The organism is Burkholderia sp. BCC1208 (genome assembly GCF_902833095.1).
Lineage (GTDB): Bacteria > Pseudomonadota > Gammaproteobacteria > Burkholderiales > Burkholderiaceae > Burkholderia.
This window is the reverse complement of sequence record NZ_CADFDY010000001.1, coordinates 36,412-56,053: the sequence shown is the minus strand read 5'-3', so window position 1 is coordinate 56,053 and position 19,642 is coordinate 36,412. Positions and strand designations below refer to the sequence as shown.

17 protein-coding genes and 1 pseudogene are annotated in these 19,642 nt (G+C 67.4%); 9 read left to right on the top strand and 9 right to left on the bottom strand.

Annotation, left to right across the window (positions count from 1 at the left end):
• The first annotated feature begins 2 nt into the window (after positions 1-2).
• Complete coding sequence (locus HWX09_RS00250) at positions 3-935, top strand: 3-keto-5-aminohexanoate cleavage protein (protein ID WP_006482842.1); 933 nt, start codon at positions 3-5, stop codon at positions 933-935.
• 223 nt (positions 936-1,158) lie between these two features.
• Complete coding sequence (locus HWX09_RS00245) at positions 1,159-2,487, top strand: MFS transporter (RefSeq protein WP_027782972.1); 1,329 nt, start codon at positions 1,159-1,161, stop codon at positions 2,485-2,487.
• Between the two features lie 65 nt (positions 2,488-2,552).
• On the opposite strand, the pseudogene HWX09_RS00240 reads toward HWX09_RS00245, so the two are convergent.
• From HWX09_RS00240 to codA, 5 genes and pseudogenes are all read right to left on the bottom strand, one after another.
• A pseudogene (locus HWX09_RS00240) lies at positions 2,553-2,651 on the bottom strand (TIGR00366 family protein); the annotation flags it as partial.
• Positions 2,652-2,764: 113 nt separating this feature from the next.
• Positions 2,765-4,024, bottom strand: coding sequence for a type II toxin-antitoxin system HipA family toxin (locus HWX09_RS00235; protein ID WP_027782971.1), 1,260 nt, complete (start codon positions 4,022-4,024; stop codon positions 2,765-2,767).
• On the bottom strand, positions 4,021-4,332 hold the full coding sequence (locus HWX09_RS00230) for a helix-turn-helix transcriptional regulator (protein ID WP_329601539.1): 312 nt from the start codon (positions 4,330-4,332) through the stop codon (positions 4,021-4,023). Before HWX09_RS00230 ends, HWX09_RS00235 begins: the two co-directional genes overlap by 4 nt.
• Before the next feature lie 221 nt (positions 4,333-4,553).
• A complete protein-coding gene (locus HWX09_RS00225) occupies positions 4,554-5,924 on the bottom strand; it encodes a chloride channel protein (protein WP_051421346.1) in 1,371 nt (456 codons plus the stop codon).
• 163 nt (positions 5,925-6,087) lie between these two features.
• A complete protein-coding gene (codA, locus tag HWX09_RS00220; RefSeq protein WP_027782969.1) occupies positions 6,088-7,329 on the bottom strand; it encodes a cytosine deaminase in 1,242 nt (413 codons plus the stop codon).
• 337 nt (positions 7,330-7,666) lie between these two features.
• On the opposite strand from codA, the gene HWX09_RS00215 reads away from it, so the two are divergent.
• Together HWX09_RS00215 and HWX09_RS00210 are read left to right on the top strand one after the other, a co-directional pair.
• Complete coding sequence (locus HWX09_RS00215) at positions 7,667-8,809, top strand: porin (protein WP_027782968.1); 1,143 nt, start codon at positions 7,667-7,669, stop codon at positions 8,807-8,809.
• Between the two features lie 245 nt (positions 8,810-9,054).
• A complete protein-coding gene (locus HWX09_RS00210; RefSeq protein ID WP_027782967.1) occupies positions 9,055-9,357 on the top strand; it encodes a DUF4148 domain-containing protein in 303 nt (100 codons plus the stop codon).
• A 99-nt stretch (positions 9,358-9,456) separates the two neighbouring features.
• Here the strand turns inward: HWX09_RS00210 and HWX09_RS00205 are convergent, their stop codons facing one another.
• Entirely contained in the window at positions 9,457-10,404 is a 948-nt protein-coding gene (locus HWX09_RS00205) for a LysR family transcriptional regulator (protein WP_027782966.1), read from the bottom strand.
• Between the two features lie 197 nt (positions 10,405-10,601).
• Here HWX09_RS00205 and HWX09_RS00200 point away from each other — a divergent pair, with 197 nt between their 5' ends.
• Together HWX09_RS00200 and HWX09_RS00195 are read left to right on the top strand one after the other, a co-directional pair.
• Positions 10,602-12,785: an FUSC family protein gene (locus HWX09_RS00200; RefSeq protein ID WP_027782965.1), complete on the top strand. Its 2,184-nt coding sequence runs from the start codon at positions 10,602-10,604 to the stop codon at positions 12,783-12,785.
• Positions 12,786-12,921: 136 nt separating this feature from the next.
• On the top strand, positions 12,922-13,134 hold the full coding sequence (locus HWX09_RS00195) for a hypothetical protein (RefSeq protein ID WP_027782964.1): 213 nt from the start codon (positions 12,922-12,924) through the stop codon (positions 13,132-13,134).
• A gap of 147 nt (positions 13,135-13,281) precedes the next feature.
• On the opposite strand, the gene HWX09_RS00190 is transcribed toward HWX09_RS00195, so the two are convergent.
• Both HWX09_RS00190 and HWX09_RS00185 read right to left on the bottom strand, forming a co-directional pair.
• Positions 13,282-14,391, bottom strand: a complete 1,110-nt coding sequence (locus HWX09_RS00190) for a P1 family peptidase (protein ID WP_027782963.1) — start codon at positions 14,389-14,391, stop codon at positions 13,282-13,284.
• 64 nt (positions 14,392-14,455) lie between these two features.
• Positions 14,456-15,862: an APC family permease gene (locus tag HWX09_RS00185; RefSeq protein WP_027782962.1), complete on the bottom strand. Its 1,407-nt coding sequence runs from the start codon at positions 15,860-15,862 to the stop codon at positions 14,456-14,458.
• Between the two features lie 133 nt (positions 15,863-15,995).
• On the opposite strand from HWX09_RS00185, the gene HWX09_RS00180 reads away from it, so the two are divergent.
• Complete coding sequence (locus tag HWX09_RS00180; RefSeq protein ID WP_027782961.1) at positions 15,996-16,796, top strand: helix-turn-helix transcriptional regulator; 801 nt, start codon at positions 15,996-15,998, stop codon at positions 16,794-16,796.
• A 54-nt stretch (positions 16,797-16,850) separates the two neighbouring features.
• Here the strand turns inward: HWX09_RS00180 and HWX09_RS00175 are convergent, their stop codons facing one another.
• Positions 16,851-17,228 (bottom strand): nuclear transport factor 2 family protein, encoded by a 378-nt coding sequence (locus tag HWX09_RS00175; protein ID WP_027782960.1) that lies wholly within the window; start codon positions 17,226-17,228, stop codon positions 16,851-16,853.
• Positions 17,229-17,534: 306 nt separating this feature from the next.
• On the opposite strand from HWX09_RS00175, the gene HWX09_RS00170 reads away from it, so the two are divergent.
• Both HWX09_RS00170 and HWX09_RS00165 read left to right on the top strand, forming a co-directional pair.
• Complete coding sequence (locus tag HWX09_RS00170) at positions 17,535-18,419, top strand: LysR family transcriptional regulator (protein ID WP_027782959.1); 885 nt, start codon at positions 17,535-17,537, stop codon at positions 18,417-18,419.
• A gap of 155 nt (positions 18,420-18,574) precedes the next feature.
• Entirely contained in the window at positions 18,575-19,507 is a 933-nt protein-coding gene (locus HWX09_RS00165; protein WP_034185287.1) for an AEC family transporter, read from the top strand.
• Positions 19,508-19,642: the final 135 nt, after the last annotated feature.

Genomic DNA, 19,642 nt, shown 5'->3' with positions numbered 1-19,642 from the left:
CCATGGCAAACGCTCGCAAAGTCATCATCACCTGCGCGCCGACCGGCGCGATCCACACGCCGTCGATGTCGCCGTACCTGCCCGTGACGCCGCACGAAATCGAAACGGCCGCGGTCGCGGCCGCGCAGGCCGGCGCGGCGATCCTCCACTTGCACGCACGCAACCCGTCCGACGGCAAACCGACGCAGGATCCGGCCGTGTTCGCCGAATTCCTGCCGCGCATCAAGGCGCAGACCGACGCGGTGATCAACCTCACGTCGGGCGGCAGCCCGCACATGACGGTAGACGAACGGCTGCAGCCCGCGCTGCATTTCCAGCCCGAGGTCGCGTCGTTGAACATGGGTTCGATGAACTTCGGCCTGTACCCGATGCTCGAGCGCTTCCGCGAGCTGAAGCATCCGTGGGAGCGCGAACATCTCGAAAAAAGCCGCGATCTCGTGTTCAAGAACACGTTCGCCGACATCGAGACGATCCTCACGCGCTGCGGCGCGAACGGCACGCGTTTCGAATTCGAGTGCTACGACATCTCGCATTTGTACAACCTCGCGCACTTCGTCGATCGCGGGCTGGCGAAGCCGCCGTTCTTCGTGCAAAGCGTGTTCGGCCTGCTCGGCGGGATCGGCGCGCATCCGGAGGATCTGATGCACATGCGCCGGACGGCCGACCGCCTGTTCGGCAGCGATTACGTGTGGTCGATCCTCGGCGCCGGGCGCAACCAGATTCCGCTCGCGACGATCGGCGCGGCGCAGGGTGCGAACGTACGCGTCGGGCTCGAGGATTCGCTTTGGATCGCGCCGGGCAAGCTCGCGGAATCGAGCGCCGCGCAAGTCCTGAAAATGCGTCAGGTGCTCGAAGGCCTGTCGCTCGAGATCGCGACGCCGGCCGAGGCGCGCGCGATGCTCGCACTCAAGGGCGGCGACGCGGTGAATTTCTGATCGCCGGGTCGCGCCCGCCACACCTGCATCCGCAAGCGCAGTGACAAGGCGCCGGCCCGAGCCGGCCGGCGCCAGGACGCCCTTCATCGCCCCGCTCCGTTCGAGCGCCGCCGGCGCGGCTCCGTCGTCTGCCCATCCGCTGCCCGCACCGCAGCGGCATCCGCCGAACGCGGCGCGCCGTGCTTGCCGTGCGCGCCGGTTCGCCCTTACCGGAGTCGTCCGCATGTCCACTCATCACGCTCAGGCCCTGTCGTCCGCCGCCGGCGACGCGAACGCGTCGCTGAACCGGCTGCTGTTCCGCAAGCTCATGCCGCTGCTGATCGCCGCGTATGTGATCAGCTTTCTCGACCGCACCAACATCGCGTTCGCCAAACATTCGATGGGCGTCGATCTCGGCATTTCATCGGCCGCGTACGGGCTCGGCGCGGGGCTGTTCTTTCTCACCTACGCGCTCTTCGAAATCCCGAGCAACCTGATCATGCATCGCGTCGGTGCGCGCTTCTGGATCACGCGGATCATGATCACGTGGGGCGCGCTGTCGGTCGCGATGGCGTTCGTCAGCGGCGAGACGTCGTTCTACGTGATGCGCCTGCTGCTCGGCGTGGCCGAAGCCGGCCTGTTTCCCGGCGTGATGTTGTATCTGACGTACTGGTTCGGCCGCGAGGAGCGTGCGCGCGCCACCGGCTATTTCCTGCTCGGCGTGTGCATCGCCAACATCGTCGGCGGCCCGCTGGCCGGCGCGCTGATCGAGCTCGACGGCACGCTCGGCTTCCACGGCTGGCAATGGCTGTTCGTCGTCGAAGGCATTCCGGCGATCCTGCTCGCGTTCGTCGTATGGACCCGGTTGCCGGACCGGCCGAGCGCCGCGCCGTGGCTCGCCCCGGAAACCGGCCGCGCACTCGAACGCAAGCTGGCCGCCGAACAGGACGCGAGCGTCGCCGCGCACGGTGGCCACGCGTTCGGCGCCGCACTGCGCGATCCGCAGATCTGGCTCGCGATCTTCGTGTACTTCTGCCACCAGTTGACCATCTACACGGTGATCTTCTTCCTGCCCGGCATCATCGGGGCGTCGGGGCGTCTTTCGCCGTTCGCGGTCGGGTTGCTGACGTCGCTGCCCTGGCTCGCCGCCGCGCTCGGAGCCGGGACGCTGCCGCGCTTCGCTCGCGAGTCGCGTCATTCGCGCCGCATGCTGTGTGCGGGGCTGGTGGTCATGGCGGCCGGGATGATCGGCGCCGCGCATGCGTCGCCGTTGGCGGGGCTGCTCTGCGTGTGCGTGGCCGCGTCGATGTTCTTCGTCGTACAGTCGATCGTGTTCACGTTTCCGGCTTCGCGGCTCGCCGGCAGCGCGCTGGCCGGCGGGCTCGGGCTCGTGAATACGTGCGGGTTGCTCGGCGGTTTCGTCGGGCCGACCGTCGTCGGCGCGATCGAACAGGCGACCGGCGATGCGAAGAACGGGCTGACGCTGCTGGCGGCCGCACTCGTCGTCGCGGCGTTCGCGAGCCTCGCGTTGCGTCACGGACACGAGCGCGCCGACGTGCGGCCGCGCAGCTGAAGGCGCGGCTGGAATCAAGCTGGCGGGAGGCGGGCTCCGCCCCGCCCGCCTCGCGCCTCACGCCGTCAGAACAGATACATCCCCGCGACGAACACTACGCCCGAGAACAGCAGCGTCGTCACGCAATATCCCATGATGTCGCGCGCGGCGAGCCCCGCGATGGCGCCCCGCCGTCAATAGCCGATCCCATCATGCGTGTGCGAGACCGTGAGCCGACGAACGCCCGTCTCGCCGATTCTCTTTCGGCAGCCCCTGCCCCCGAGGGCGTGTTCATGCCCTAGCGCAGCAGCGCAACGTTCTCGTCGATTCGACGCTGAATGTCCGTCAACGTGTCTTCTGTGATGATCCCCTCGTAGCGGCGCTTCGCAATGGCCGAGAACTGGCTGGCCACTCCGCACATTGCGTCGATCATGTCGCCGGCAGCGGCTGCGGAAAGCTCCGCTTCCTTTGCCAGTCCGACCAATGCCGCCCGGTCGACCCGCAGCGCCTCGCCCATGACGTCCATTTGGTGGTAACCGCCCGGCCCCTCGCAGAATGTCACGTCGTAGGCCGGCGCGAGTTTCCACTGGCCGGATCGCGACATGACGTATGCGAAGTTTTTCGGATGATCGTCGCGATTGTTGAACGCGACATTGAAGACAGCCCGTTCCAACGCCCGCGCCTTCTCGCGTACGTCGTTGGTGCACATGTGAGTCGCGCGCAAGAAGTTCACGTAGTCCAGCGCACCCGGCGTTTTGTAATCGGCACCGGTAAACGCGGCAACGCTTTGCATGGGCACGCGCAGACCGTCCCGTCGATCGAAACGCCTGGACGCAAATGCCGCCATCCCGTCAGGCAAATCGAAATGCAGCGTGTCCGGGGTCTCGATGCCGCACATGCGCAAGCACTCGGCGTAGACCATTTCGATCGCGCACACCTCGGGATGCTCTTGCCGAGCCGGGAACTTGACCAACCATGCTTCAAAACCCGCCACCGCGGCCGTGGTAAAAACGCCGGACTGCGGATCACGATAGACCAGGGCCTTCGGCCTGGCACCTTGCGGAGAGCCGCCCACCTGCAGCAGTTGATGAAGGAATTCGCCGCCCTCACCATTGAGCACTTCCTGTACCTCGGCCGCGAGCCGGTCGAGAGGAATATCCGGCTGCGGTGCCTGGATCTCGAGCGCGACCGGCTCGAACGACATGGCGCCCATTGCGTGGTTGCCAATGTAAGCCAACCGCTCCAGCGGCCCGATGCGTGCCGCGTTGAGACCGCGGCGTTTGAACAAGCGGTCCATGAGCAACATGCCCCATCCGTCGGGCAGCGCGTCATAGACTGGGCCGGGCAATCCCAGCTGGTGGGACGGAAAGTCCTTGCGCAGCCTCGCCCCATGCAATGGGAGCGCATAAGACGACAGTTCCAGCCCCCTCTTGCGCGCGTCATCGCTATATTCGAATACGATCAACGGGCGCCCCGTGATCGCCGTCGTAGAAACCATCGATCCCCACAGCCAGTGCTCCCCCCAGCCGTCATAGTAGACATCGATCCGTTCGATCATTTCTGGTTGCCCCTCTTGACGCGCTGACGTTTGGCACTTTTTTCATATCGGCGAACGTCTTCCAGACTATCGAGCTTCGGCAGGAACAGTCCTTCGAGTTCCTTGCTTCGTCCCAGGACCATGGCTACACGAACTACCGTCTCGAAGCTCACATTGCGTCCGGCCTCCAGGTTGGACACGGTATTGGAACCGACGCCGGCACGCGCGGCTACGTCGCTCTGCGTCAGTTGCAACGCCAGCCGCTCCGTGCGAAGCCTCGCGCAGAGCAGTGTGACGATTTCATCGGGCTTGCGAAAACTTAATTCCAACATAGTGGGCCTTCCCGCGTGATATCTTTCGTAACCCACAATATCATAGAGTTACAGGAGGGATGCACTCCGGAAATATAATTCCCGAATGTTGTGTCTTATTTGAGGGATTTCCCGGATAATTCACTCCAAAACGGAATTGATGCGTCAGCGATGCATGCTCTTCCCGTACCCACCAGTCGCCCCTCCAGATACGCCATGTCGTGGATGGATCGCCGCGCTCATCGATGCGTATACGAGCCCTGGCGTGAGCCCGCTAGCGAGCAAACCGCCTCCGGCGTGCCGACGGCTGCGATCGCTGTCGCTCGCCGCTCCGCCAGCTTCTGCGCAAGCCTATAAGCCACAAGCGACCCCGCCATGGCCAGCAGCATCGGCACGAGGCTGTCGTGATTCGCACGCGTGAATTCGAGCAGCAGCACGACCGCCGTGATCGGCATCTGCATCGACGCGGCGAGAAACGCCGTCGCACCGATCAGCGCGCATCCGCCGAGCGATGCTCCGGGCCACACGGCGCCCCACAGCCCGCCGAGCACGACACCGAGCAGCGCGCCGTTCGCGAGACCCGGCGTCAGCAGCCCGCCTTCCGCGCCGGCCCGCAAGCTGCCTGCCTCGATCAGCACCTTCAGCACGAGCAGCGCCGCCGCGAGGCCGATCGTCAGCGTGCCGTCGAAACCCAGCGACGCCGGCCCTTTGCCATTGCCGAGCAGTTGCGGAAACCACATCGCCAGCACGCCAATCACCGCGAAGTTGAGCAGCGCGAACACCGGTAGCCGCCAGTCCTTCGGCGCGTCCGCGCGCGCGCGGGTCGTGAGCCGCACGAAACCGTACGCGGCGAAGCCGAACAGCGGCCCGCAGACGACGGACCATGTGACGAGCGGCGGGCTCAGCACGAACGCCGGCACCGTGTACTGGTGCTCGTTGCCGAGGCCGATCCACGCGACGACCGCCGCGATCGCCGACGTCGCGATCGCCACGATCAGCGCCCGCAATTCGAACGTGCCGAGCAGCACCTCGAGCACGAAGATCGCGCCGCCGAGCGGCACGTTGTAGACGGCCGCAAGCCCCGCGCCGGCGCCGCACGCGACCATCAGCCGGCAGTCGTCGGGCGTGAGCCCCGCCGCATGAGCAAAGCGCCCCGCGAGCAGCGAACCGATCTCGCGCGGCGCGACTTCGCGGCCGAGCGGCGAGCCGAGCGCGACGGTGACGATCTGCAGCAGCGCGTGGACCGTCGTGCTGACGAACGGCATCCGCGGATCGGCCGCGCGCACCGCGCGTCGGATGCCGACGAGCGGCCGGCCATACCGGTAAAGCGCCCACCAGCCGCCGCCGGCGACGATCCCGCAGACCACCAGCACCGCGAGCCGGCGCAGCGGCTCGGCCCCGGTCACGCCACCGAGGAAACTCTCGGCTCCGATCACGTGCGCGACGCTGTAACCGTACGCGATGTGCTGGATCGCATGCAGCAGCAGCGCGAGCAGCATGCCGCCGAGACCCGCGCCGATGCCGGTCAGGATCGTGACGACGGCCATGCGCGCGAACGGGCTGGCGGTCGACGAAGAAGAAGCGGGAGCGGACGGAAGATCGAGGCGCATGGGGTCGGCGAGCGGGAATTGAAAAGACGGCGCGCACCGCGCACGCCGCCGTCAGGACCGCATCGTAGGCCTGCGCCCAGCATGAGACAAACGTATTTTTCTAATCGACTCATGCATTTTATGAATGCACAAAGGCGGGCGGGCCGTGAGGGTCCGTCTTCGGTCAATCCGAGTAGGTGATGCGCTCCGGTTCGCGCCGCATGATGACCTTCCCGTGGCGCACCGACAGCGTGGCCTTCGCCTGCCGGCGCACGGCTTCGTAGTCGCTGGCCGCGTCGAGCACGACGAGATTCGCCGGACGCCCGACCGCGATGCCGTACCCGTCGCCGAGGTGCATCGTCGTCGCGCTGTGGTCGGTCACGAAGTCGAGGCAGCGCTGCAGATCCTGGTAACCCATCATGTGGCAGATATGGAGGCCCGCGTCGAGCACGCGCAGGATGTTGCCGTTGCCGAGCGGATACCACGGATCCTTGATCGAATCCTGCCCGAAGCACACGTTGAGCCCGGCACGGTCGAGCTCCGCGACGCGCGTGACGCCGCGCCGCTTCGGAAACGTGTCGAAGCGCCCCTGCAGATGGATGCTCTCGGTCGGGCACGAGATGAAATTCAGTCCCGCCCGCTTCAGCAACCGGAACAGCTTCGAACAGTACGCGTTGTCGTACGAACCCATCGCGGTGGTGTGGCTCGCGGTGACGCGTGCCCCCATGCCGCGCACGCGCGCTTCCTCCGCGAGCACTTCCAGAAAGCGCGAATGCGGATCGTCGGTCTCGTCGCAGTGCACGTCGACGAGGCAGCCCGTGCGTTCCGCGAGATCCATCAGGAAGCGGATCGAGCTGACACCCTGCTCCCGCGTGTTCTCGAAATGCGGAATCCCGCCGACGACGTCCGCGCCGAGATCGATCGCCTGCTCCATCAGCGCGCGGCCGCCGTCGAACGATTCGATGCCCTCCTGCGGGAACGCGACGATCTGCAGGTCGATCAGACCGCTCGCCTCGTCCTTCACTTCCCGCATCGCCTTCAACGCAGCGAGCGTCGGATCGGTCACGTCGACGTGCGTGCGCACGTGCTGGATCCCGTGGTCGCGCAGCATGCCGATCGCCGCATGCGCGCGTGCCTTCGTGTCCTCGTGCGTGATCGTCGCCTTGCGCTCGGCCCAGCGCTCGATGCCCTCGAACAGCGTGCCGCTCATGTTCCACGCGGGTTCGCCGGCCGTCAGCACGGCATCGAGATGGATATGCGGTTCGACGAGCGGCGGAATCGCGAGACGGCCGCCGCCATCGATATGGTCGGGGTTCGTCGATGCGACCGGTGCGGTTTGCGCGTCGATCCGCGCGATCCTGTCGGCATCGATGCCGATCGTGAACAGGCCGTCGCGGCCGCGCAGGCGTACGTTGAACAGGTTCATGGGGAAGCCCTTGTCGTATGCGTGAACACGGCCGCGCGATCTGCGTCGGCGGCCGTGCGGTCCGGGCGACCAGTATGGAGGAAAAGCAGCGACACGCGCACGGGCCGCGCATGTTGCATCGACACGACAGCCGGGCCGCGCCGGACGGAAGCCGCGTGCCGGCCGCCGAGCAAGAACCGCCTGCCCGGCGCGCGCGCACCTCGTCGTGTCGGTTTTATGAACGACTCTTACCGAATCCGGAACAGTGCGCTCGCCGCCGCCGCGGCCCTGCGCGTGCCGCGCATTTCTATACTTGCGCCGAACTTTGGTTTCCAGTCCCACACGCAGGAGCTTCACGATGAAAAAAACCCTGATCGCCGGCGCGTGCGCCGCCGCCCTGTTCGCGCCGCTCGCCCACGCGCAAAGCTCGGTCACGCTGTACGGCCTGATCGACGCCGGCATCGCCTATACCAACAACGTAAACGGCGCGTCGCAGTGGCGCATGGCGACCGGCACGATCAACGGCAGCCGCTTCGGCCTGCGCGGCACCGAGGATCTCGGCGGCGGCCTGAAGGCGTTGTTCGTGCTCGAAAACGGCTTCAACGCGAACAACGGCGGGCTCGGCCAGGACGGCAAGCTGTTCGGCCGGCACGCGTACGTCGGCCTGAGCCGCGCCGGCTACGGCACGCTGACGCTCGGCCGCCAGTACGACACGATGGTCGACTTCGTCGCGCCGTTGTCGGCGACGGCCGGCGATTTCGGCGATACGGGCTTCGCGCATCCGTTCGACAACGACAACCTGAACCACTCGCTGCGCGTCAACAACGCGGTCAAGTACACGAGCGACACGATCGCGGGCTTCAAGGTCGGCGCGCTGTACGCGTTCTCCAACTCGGCGAACTTCAGCGCGAACCGCGCATACAGCGTGGCCGCGAGCTACACGAACGGCCCGCTGAAGCTGGCCGGCGCCTACCTGCAGATGAACGGCACGAAAGGCTCGACGAGCGCGAGCCCCGGCGCGACGGATTCGGCCGAAGCGAAGAGCCTGAACCAGGGCGGCTGGTCGATCGGCTCGGACCGCATGCGCACCTATGGCGGCGGCGTCAGCTACGTGTTCGGCCCGGCGACCGTCGGCTTCGTCTACACGCGCGCGCAGTACGACAATACGGGCTCGTTCGGCTCCGGCGGCCAGATCGCGTTCAACAACTACGACGTGAACGTGCGCTATGCGGTCACGCCGGTCGTCAGCGTCGGCGCGGCCTATGTCTATACGGACGCCAGCGTGTCGAATCCCGACAGCAAGCACGGGACCGATCCGAAATGGCATCAGGTCGATCTGCAGGCCGTGTACAAGCTGTCGCGCCGCACCGACCTGTACGCGGAAGCGATGTTCCAGCATGCGTCGGGCCGCGGCTATCAGGCATTCATCAACACATCGGGTGGCGCATCGAGCACGGCGAACCAGGTGGTCGGCACGATCGGCATGCGAACGCGGTTCTGACCGGCATCGCGCGACGGCGCCCGCCCGCGCCGGGCCCGTATGCACGGCGCCCGTATGCACGGCGCCCGTGTCCGCACACGGGTTCGGTCGCCGCGGACGGGCGCCGCCAATGTTGTTCCTTCTGGAACGCAGCCCTCCTGGAATCGGGGTGTTTGCGCGCGCAGGCGCTGCGTAGACTGACGTCGAAGGTCGAAGCCGCGTGACGCGCGCCGCTCCGGCCGCCTACCCCGTACCAGGAGAATCTCGTGAAATCGCTCGTCGTTACCGCCGCCGCTGCCGTCCTGCTTGCCGCACCGGCCCTGTCGTTCGCCCAGCAGGCGAAGTCGCCCGTCACGCGTGCGCAGGTGCTGCAGGAGCTGATCGATCTCGAATCGGTCGGCTACAACCCGGCGCGCGGCGAAGTCGGCAACTATCCGGACGACATCCTGGCGGCGCAGGAACGACTGCAGGCGAAGCGTCTCGCCGAACGGAAAGCGGCGCAGGCCGCCTACGGCCCGACGGGCGAGCCGGCAACCGAATCGGGCACGGCGGCGAAGCCCGCGCAGTGACGGCGTGCGTCGCTCGCATCGAGCATGCATTGCGAGCGACGCGTATTCGGCATCTGCATGAAACAACGAATCCGCCGCGCGCCGATGCGCGCGCGGCGTTCAGGCGGCCTGCGGTTCGCGGTCGATCGCGTTCAGCATCTCGACGTCGCGCGCGATCATCGCCGGCACCTGGGCACGCAGCATCTCGACCCAGGTCCGCACCTTCGCATCGACGAAGCGGCGCGACGGGTACAGCGCATACACGTTCATCTTCTGCAGGATATGCGCGGGCAGCACACGGACGAGCGTGCCGTCGCGCAGTGCGTCGATCGCCGAATACAGCGGCAGCATGCCGATTCCGATGCCGTCGCGGATCGCGAGTGCGAGCGATTCGGCGGTATTGGTCTGCACCGGCCCGGCGACGTGGATCTGCTCGACGCCTTCGGGCCCTTCGAGCACCCATTCGTGCGTCGGGAACGCCGGCGTACACAGCGTCAGGCACGCGTGCGCGGCGAGATCCTGCGGGCGGGCCGGCACGCCGTGCCGTTTCACGTAATCGAGTGATGCACACAGAATGCTGAACGTCGAGCCGAGCAGGTGCGACACGAGTTCCGAATCGGGCAGCGACGATGCGGTGACGACGGCCATGTCGCTCGTGCCGTCGAACAGGTCGGGCATGCGCTGCGACAGCGACAACTCGATCGATACGTCCGGGTACTGCGCGTGATAGCGCGTCAGCGCGGGCATCACGTAGTGGTGACCGACGCTCGCGAAGCTGTGCATGCGCAGCACGCCGGCCGGGCGCTCGTGCGCGCAGCTCGCCTCTTCTTCCGCGCGGTCCACGTCGGCGAGGATCTGGCGGCAGCGCCGCAGATAGCTTTCGCCGGCCGACGTGAGCGCGAGACGGCGCGTCGAGCGATTCATCAGGCGGGTGCGCAGGCGCGCCTCGAGCTCAGACACCGCGCGCGACATCGCGCCCGTCGTCGAATTCAGCGATTGCGCGGCGGCGGTGAAACTGCCCGTCTCTACGACGCGCGAAAACACCCGCATGTTTTGTAGGGTATCCATTCCTGTGAGCGACCTGTAGCGGAGCCGTCATTTTCCTCCAGCGGATGCGACAGATTGTTACCCCGGCTGCAACTATCGTTTCCCGGCAACTGCGTTAATGCGCGGGCGCCGCGCTCCTACAATCGGCGCCTCACCAGTCGAACGGACCCGTCCGGACGCGCCGCGGCACCCCGCCCGGCCCCTCTTGGGCCCCACTCATGAAGCCACAACCTGCGATCGAGCGACCGTCCATCGAACCGGCACGATGGAGCAAATGGCTCGATCCGCTCGGCAACGCGGCGCGCGACTGGGCCGCGACCGACGGGCTGATCTGGCTGCACCTCGCGAAAACCGTGCTCGCGGCGCTGCTGGCGATGGGCATCGCGATGCGTCTGGAGATGTCGCAGCCGCGCACCGCGATGACGACTGTATTCGTGCTGATGCAGCCGCTGTCGGGCATGGTGTTCGCGAAGAGTTTCTACCGCGTGCTCGGCACGGCGGCCGGCCTCGTCGGCGCGCTCGCGCTCGGCGGGCTGTTCGCGCAACAACCCGAGTTGTACATGGCCGGCATCACGCTGTGGATCGGCGGCTGCATCGCGCTGGCGGTGCGCAACCGCCACTTCCGCTGGTACGGCTTCGTGCTCGCCGGCTACACGGCCGCGCTGATCGGCCTGCCGGCCGTGATGACGCCGCAGACGCTGTTCCAGTCCGCGCTCACGCGCGCCGCGGAAGTCGCGCTCGGCATCGCGTGCTCGGGCGCGGTCAGCGCGCTGATCCTGCCGTTGAGTTCCGCGAAGGCACTGATGCGTTCGTTGAGCGCGCGCCACGCGACGTTTGCCGCGTTCACCGCCGGCGCGCTGTCGGGCGACGTCGCGCGCGGCGATTTCGAGCGACGCTTCGCCGATTTCGTCGACGACATCGTCGGCTTCGAAGCCAACCGCGCGTTCGCGTCGTTCGAGGATCCGCACATTCGCGCGCGCAGCCGCCGGCTTGCGCGCCTCAACAGCGAGTTCATGAATGCATGCACGCGGCTGCATGCGCTGCACCAGCTCGTCAAACGGCTGCGCGCGAATCACTCGGATGCGGTGCTCGACGCACTGGCGCCGCACGTCGATGCGCTCGCATCGCGCTTCGCCGCGTTACGCGACGAACGCCGGCGCGGCCTCGCACCGGCCACCGGTGCGTTGCTCGAACTGCGCCGCTTTCACGGTGCGTTGCCGAAGGCCGCGCGCGCGTCGCGGCGGGTCATCGAGGACCACGCGGCCGGCGGCCTGCTCGACTTCGATACCGCGATCGAGCTGCTGTACCGGTTCATCGGCGAATATCTGGGCTACGTCGACACTTACGCGTCGCTCGATCAGGACGATCACGCGTTCGAGCGCTCGGTCACCCATTACGCGGTGAAGACCAACGCGTTCTTCGTCGGTTTCGCGTTCCTGCGCACGGTGGTCGCTGTCGGTGCGATGAGCGCGTTCTGGATCGCGTCCGAATGGCCGAGCGGCTCGCTCGCGGTGATCGCCACCGCGATCGCATGCGCGCTCAGCTCGACCTCGCCGCGCGCGCCCAGGTTCGTCGCGCAGATGGGCGTCGGTGCGGCATTCGCGACCGCGGTCGGCTACCTGTTCCTGTGCTACGTCTATCCGAACATCGACGGCTTTCCGCTGCTGTGCGCGGCGCTCGCGCCGGTGCTCGGCCTCGGTGCGTTTCTCGCGATGCGGCCAGGCCTGTCCGGCTACGGGATCGGCTTCGCGGTGTTTTTTTGCCTGCTCGCGGGCCCCGACAACGCGATCGCGTATACGCCCGAAGTGCTGATCAACAACGGGCTCGCGATCGTCGTCGCGATGCTTGCTTGCGCGCTCGTGTTCGCCGTCGTGTTCCCGACGCACACACCCTGGCTCACCGGCCGGATCGCGCACGACTTGCGCCGCCAGGTGACGCTGGCATGCGAAGGCGCGCCGGACGGCCTCGCGCAGCGCTTCCAGTCGAGCACGCACGACCTGATGGCGCAACTGCGTACGCTGCTGGTGCGCCGCACGCGGCAGCATCGCGATGCACTGCGCTGGATGCTGTCGACGCTCGAGGTCGGCCACGCGGTCATCGACCTGCGCGACGAGCTCCACACGTTCCGCGCATCGAAACCGCCGCAGACGCTGCGCTGGACCGGTTCGATCGATGCGGTGCTGCTCGAACTGCCGCGCTTCTTCGACGATCCGACGCCCGGCCACCATGCGCGCACGCTGAAAGCCGTGAATCTCGCGATCCGCGCCGCGCAGCACGCGCTGCAGGCGTGGTACGCGGTGCCCGACGCGCGTCGCAACATGCAGCGAATCGTCGGCTGCCTGCACTTCATGCGCAGCGCGCTGCTCGACAAGGACGCACCGTTCAATCGGCATCGCCGTTGAAGACCGGTGCGCGCGCAACGGGATCGTTGTTCCGGATGGAAATAAGCTCTGCAGCCGCGGTGATTAATCTTTAAGCAGTGCGAGCCTATAGTTTCCTCACTGCCAGCGAGACTGGCACTCACCCAGGAGAACCCAAATGAAGCCGCTGCACCTCGCCCTCGTTGCCCTGTCGCTCACCGCTGCGCTCGCCCACGCACAGCCGGCGCCGGCAGACGTCGCACCGCAACAGGCGAACCGCGCCGAGGCGATCAAGGCCGCCGGCCGCGTCGATCGTGCGCAATCGAAGCAGGAAGACCCGAACGCCTGCGTCGGCCCGGTCAGCTTCTGCAACATCTACTTCGGCAGTTGAGCATGGCGCCGCGTCGTCGTGCTCAGGCCCGCATCGTCCACATCGCCCGCACCGCATGCACGACATGCACGGGCGGACGGCGGTCCGGCCGACCGCCGCATCGCCACCGTGCTGCACGCCGCTTCGCTTGAAGCGGCGTTTGCCGTTTCAGGCGCCGCGCCCCGGCCGCCAGCCCACTTCGCGCAGCGCATCCAGCAAGCGCGCCTGCCCGAGCCCTTCGACCCGCGCCCCGCGCGACGCGACGTCGCCGCCCGCGACCAGCGCATTCACGATCGCCTCCTCCACCGCTTCCGCCGCCGCGACGAACAGCGCGGAAATATGGTCGTTGTTGACCATCCGCACGTCGGTGGTCGGCATGCCCTTGCTGCCGTAGTTCGCGGCAGGCAAGCCGTCGTTTCCCGTTGCGAACGCAAGGAAAATGTCGCCGCTCGAATCCTCGGTGCCGCCGCCCACGCGGGCGAGCCCGACGCTCGCACGCTGCGCGAGACGCGTGCATTGATGCGGCAGCAACGGTGCGTCGGTCGCAAGCGTGACGACGATCGAGCCCATGCCGGCTTCGCCTTTCGCTTCTGCTTCGCGGAACGGCGAATGCACGTGCCGCAGCACTTCGCCGACCGGGTAGCCGGCCACGCGCAGCATCTCGCGCACGCCGTAATTCGCCTGCACGAGCGCGCCGACGGTCCAGCCGCCCGCATCGCTCGCCAGCACGCGCGACGCGGTGCCGATGCCGCCCTTGAACTCGTGGCAAATCATGCCCGTGCCGCCGCCCACGCCGCCTTCGGCAACCGGCCCCGACTGGGCGGCAGCCAGCGCGCGCTGGACGTGCGCGGCGTTCACGTGCTGCCCCCAGATGTCATTCAGCAGTCCGTCGTAGGTTTCCATCACGACCGGCATGCACCAGTACACGCGGCCGGCCGCCGCTTCGCGTTCGTTCGCGACGAGTGCGTCGCGCACCGCACCGACGCTGTGCGTGTTCGTATAGGCGATCGGCGTCGTCAGCAGGCCGGCTTCGCGAATCCATTCGAGCCCGGCCGCGTCGCCGTTGCCGTTCAGCACGTGCACGCCCGCGAAGCACGGCGAATCGTGCGCGGCGCCCGCGCGCGGCTCGATGACGGTGACGCCGGTGCGGATCGACGCGTCGCCGTTCTCGACGTTCAGCGTGCAATGGCCGACTCGCACGCCCGGTACGTCCGTGATCGCGTTGAAGCGGCCCGGCGTGCCGAGTCCGATGCGGATGCCGAGATCCCTCGTGCGCATGATTCGATTCCTCCCTTCTTTCAATGGTTCGATGTGTCGGTGGTACAAGGTGTCGATCGGGTGCTCAGAGCGCGCGGAACGCTTCGCTGTGACGCGCCCACGCCACGTACATCACGAGTGCCGCGATCAGTAGCCCCGCGATGATGATCAGATCGGTCGGCTTCGTCGCCGTCGCCAGGGTCGTGACCAGCGTATACGCGGCGCCCCCCACCGCCACGAGCGGCGTCACGGGCCACAACGGCATCCGGTAGTGATGCTCGACGTCGCGGCGCACGAACCGGCTCGCGAGCGCGGCCAGCCCGACGACGAGATAGATCAGCAGCAGCAGGTCGACCGTGAACGCGGTCAACTCGTCGAGGCTCGACACGAACACGAGCCCGGCCGACGGTATCGCGAGCGCGATGGTCGCAAGCCACGGCGATTCGAGGCGCGGATGAATCGTCGAGAATGCGCGGTTGCAGGTGCGCGACCACAGCGCATGCCGGCCGCTGCTGTACAGCAGGCGGCCCATCGTGATCACGATCGCGATGATCGCGTTGAACACCGACAGGAAGATCCCGCCGCTGATCACGCGCGACACGGCCGGATTGCTCAGCGAGCGCACGACATAGCCGATCGGATCGGCGCTCTTCGTCAGTTCGGTCAGCGACGGCGCCCCCAGCACGATCGCGGTGAGCGGAACCAGTTCGACGACGAGGATCACGAGCAACGAATAGATCACCGCCTTCGCGACGTTGCGGTTGCCGCCGCGCAGGTCTTCCGCGAGATAGGCCGCCGAGCCGAAGCCGTTGTAGCAGAAGATCGCGGTGCCGATCGCGGGCACGATGGCCGCGAGCGTCGCCGGCACCAGCGCATTGCCGCTCGCGACGACCGGCGCGATCAGCACGTCGGCGCCGCGATGCGGCGACCCGAAACCGAGCCCCGCGATCAGCATCAGCACGCCGATTTCGACGACCAGGAACGCGCCGGTGATCCATGCATTCGTCTTGATGTTCAGCATGCCGAGCAGATAGCTGAGCAGCACGATCGTCAGCGCGACCGACTGGTTGCTGAAGTGCGTGCCGAGCGCGTTGTTCAGGTACGGCGCGGCGCCGCTCGCGAGCACGGCCGGGATGAATACGCTGACGGACAGCACCGTGATGAAGGTCAGGTAGCCGGGCAGCGTGCCGAACACGCGCTTGGCCATCACGTATTCGCCGCCCGCGCTGCGGTGCGCGGCGCTGAGTTCCGCATAGCAGAGCGCGAACGCGAGCGCGAGCACGCCGCCGAGCAGGAACGACAGCACGGCGCCGCTGCCGGCCTGCTGGATCGCGAACGGCGCGATCACGAAGATCGAGCTGGCCGGCGTCACGCCCGATACGGTGATCATCACTGCATCGCGCACGCTGAGCGTCTGCGACAGCGCGCGCGGCGCGTCTTCCGTTGCAGGCGCCGCTTGCAGGCTGCCCGTCGATTCCGACATCATCGCCATTTCGTTCTCCTGTCGCTCCTATCCTGCCGTTTTTTGAACGCCCATACTCGGGCCCGATTGATTGCGTGGCAGTCTAGGAAGCCAATTTCAGGACCGCTATTCCCCCTTCGTGTTACGCCCTTCCGGTGGTGGTATGGATCGTCTCTTTTCCGAAATCGCGATGCACCAGGCGCTTGGCCGCGCGATCGATCATCTCGGCCAGCCGCGTTTCTGGCGGTTCCTCGTGCTGCTGCTCAACGAAATGACGCCGTTCGACAACGCGCTCGCGACGGCGATCGGCCGCGACGGCGTGCCACTCGTGCTCGACGAATACGACACGGGCGGCACCGACACCGCGTCGCCGGTGCCGCTTTACCTGAACGGGTTATATCTGCTCGATCCGTTCCTGCAGGCCGCGCACGACGGGCTCGCCGACGGCTGCTACCGGCTCGAGGAAGTCGCCCCCGACCTGTTCCGGCAGAGCGAGTATTTCCTGAGCTATTTCCGCGACGCGGTCGGCGACGACGAGATCCAGATTCTCGTGCGGCCGAATGCCGACACGCTGCTGTCGCTGTCGCTCGGTGCATCGACGCGCTTCGACGTCGAGCCGCTCGGCAAGCTGACGGCCGCGATGCCGTGGGTGCTCGCAACGATCCGGCAGCATTGGCGGCTCGTGGGCGACGCCGCACGTGCGACGCCCGATGCCGATCTCGGCGCGCGCGTCGAGCAGGCGCTCGCACGCTTCGGGGCGGGCGTGCTGACCGATCGCGAGATGTCGATCGCACGCATGGTGCTGCGCGGCAATTCGTCGAAGGCGATTGCCGAGCGGCTCGCGATTTCACCCGAAACGGTGAAGGTGCATCGGCGGCATTTGTACGCAAAGCTCGGGATTTCGTCGCAACCCGAGCTGTTTTCGCGGTTCATCCAGGCGTTGGGGGACGATGCGGCGGGATGAGCGCATCGATCGGGACGCGTGGCACCGGATGAACCGCCAGCTCCCGGCCGCCGCTCAACCGCGCGGTTCGACGGAGCCGCCGTCGGGCGCATCGTGCGGCACGTTCCAGCCGAAATACACCTCGGCCTCGACGATCTGCCCGCCCTGCACGCGCACCCGCTCCGCATTCCGGAACCGTCTGCCGTCGGCCGTTTCCGCCTCGTACACGACGAATACGTGCTCGCCGTGAACGGCAACGTCGACGAAATCGAAGCGCGCCAGCGCCACGCTGTTCGGCCAGCAGCGCCGGAGATACGTGTCGCGGTCGAGCCGGTTGTCGAGCGGGCTCGTGAAATGGAAATCCGGCGCGATCAGCGCTTCGATCGCGTCGCGGTCCTTGTCGGCATACGCGCGGTAGCTTGCGCGCGCAACGTCGCCCGGGTTCTGAAGCATCGTCGTGTCCTCCTCGAAGAATCGGCGCGAGCCCCGCGCGCACCGGTGCGGATGTTTCGGCGGAACGCGTCCGTTGCCGTCCACGCGAACCGGCATCGGCCGGCAGCCCGCGCTTTCCATCGTAAGCCTGCCATGCCGCGGTTGCCCGATTCGACGGGCACGGGCATGATGTCCGCGAATTCGCCGGCCGCTTTATCCGCTGGGTTCTCGCCGACCTCGCCGCACCGGTGCGGCGTGTCACGCGAACGCTGCCGCCGTCTTGCGCGCAATCCGCATGCCGCCCCCGTTGCCAACGTCACTTCGTCCATGTCACTACGCGCATTCAGAACGCTGGTCGCCATCGCCCGATACCGGACCTTCGCACGCGCCGGCGAAGCCATCGGGCTCACGCAATCGGCGGTGAGCCTGCAGATCAAGGCACTGGAAAGCGAATACGACGTGCAGTTGTTCGACCGTTCGCGCCGGCAACCGGTGCTGACCGAAGCCGGCAACATCCTGCTCGCGCAGGCCGAGCAGGTGCTCGCGATGGTCGACCGGATTCCCGACGCGCTCAGCGACGAGAAGAAACTCGTCGGCCGCCTGCGGCTCGGCGCGATCCAGACCGCGCTGTCCGGCCCGCTGCCCGACGCGCTGCTCGCGCTGCGCAACTCGCATCCGTCGCTGCGCGTGCACGTGTCGGCCGGCATGTCGGCCGAGCTGGCGAACCGCGTCGCGGCCGGCGAACTCGATGCGGCGATCACGACACGCCCCGTGCGCCCGCATCCGGCGGAACTGACGTGGACCACGCTGTACGAAGATCGCTTCTGGCTGCTCGCGCCGCCCGACCATGCCGAACGCGACGCGGGCGCGCTGCTCGAAGCGCTGCCGTTCATCCGCTTCGACGCGCAGGCCTGGGCCGGCCGCATGATCGCCACCGAGCTGCGCCGCATCGGCGTGCGCGTGCGTGAAGAGATGGTGCTGGACAGCGCGGAAACGATCGCGCGCATGGTGGCGCGCGGGCTCGGCGCCGCGATCGTCGCGCTCCCCGATGCGACGCTCGCGCGTCTGCCGCCCGTCACGCGCTTGCCGTTCGGCCAGCCACAGATGGGGCGCGCGGTCGTGCTGCTCGAGCACCAGTCGCGTCCGGCCGAGCGTTTCGCGCGTGCGCTGGCCGCCGAAGTCGCCGCATCGTCGATGAGAATTTCTCATTGAACACCCGATAATTAACAATTATTCCTGTTGCTTGCGCGTGTTAACTTGGCGGCATCGTCACTCTTTCGATTGCGAGTCGCCATGTTGCCCGCCGGATGGATTCCCCGCCGCTCCGCCTGCCAGCCGCTGCCCGCTGCCGGCATGCAGGCGCACCGATGATCGGCCCGATCCTGCTCGCGCTGGCGCCGGTCGCGCTGCTGGTCGCGTTCGGCCACGGCCTCCGGCGCACGGGTTTCATCGCCGACGCGTTCTGGCCGCAGGCCGAGCGGCTTTGCTACTACGTGCTGCTGCCGGCGCTATTCGCGAACGGCCTCGCGAACGCTCGACTGCAATCGCTGCCCGTTCTACCGCTCGCGGCAGCGCTGGTCGGATCGACCGCCGTCGCCGCGGCGCTGCTTCTGCTGGTCCGTCGGTTCGTCCGGGTCGACGGCGCCGGCTTCACGTCCGTGTTCCAGGGCGCGGTGCGCTTCAACAACTATGTCGGCACCGCACTCGCCGCCGGGCTGTTCGGCGCAAAAGGCATCGCGCTCGCGGCCGTATGCGTCGCGGCGATCGTCCCGACCGTCAACCTGATGTGCGTGCTGGTCTTCGCGCGGTATGGCGACACGCGGCTCGGTGCGGGCGCGCTCGTGCGGCAGATCCTGTCGAATCCGCTCGTCGTCGCGTGCGCGCTCGGCATCGCAATGCAGACCGGCGGTGTCGCGTTCCCGCCTGCCGTCGAGCCGGCCGTGCGCGCGCTCGGCGCCGCATCGATGCCGCTCGGCCTGCTGTGCGTGGGCGCGGCGCTGAAATTCGATGCGGCCCGTGCATGGCTGCAGCCGGTGTGCGTCGCGTCGGCGTTCAAGTTCATGGCGATGCCGCTGATCACGCTCGCGGCCGGCCGCCTGTGCGGGCTCGGCGATGCGGCGCTGACGGTCGCGCTGCTGTTCCAGGCGCTGCCGACGTCGTCGGCGTCGTACATCATGGCCCGTCAGCTCGGCGGCGACGCGCCGCTGATGGCCGGCATCACCGCGTTCCAGACCGTCGCCGCGGCGCTGGCGATGCCGGTCGTGCTGACGGCGCTCGCGTCGGCACCGGTATTTCGCTGACGGCACGGCGCCGAACCTGCCGGTCGCGCTGACGTGGAGATTCGAAGGCGGTCTGCCGAAACCGAGCGGCCGCCAGATCGGGACGACCTTCGCGTCGGGCGCGCCCGGCATCCGCGAGTTCGGCCCGACACGCAC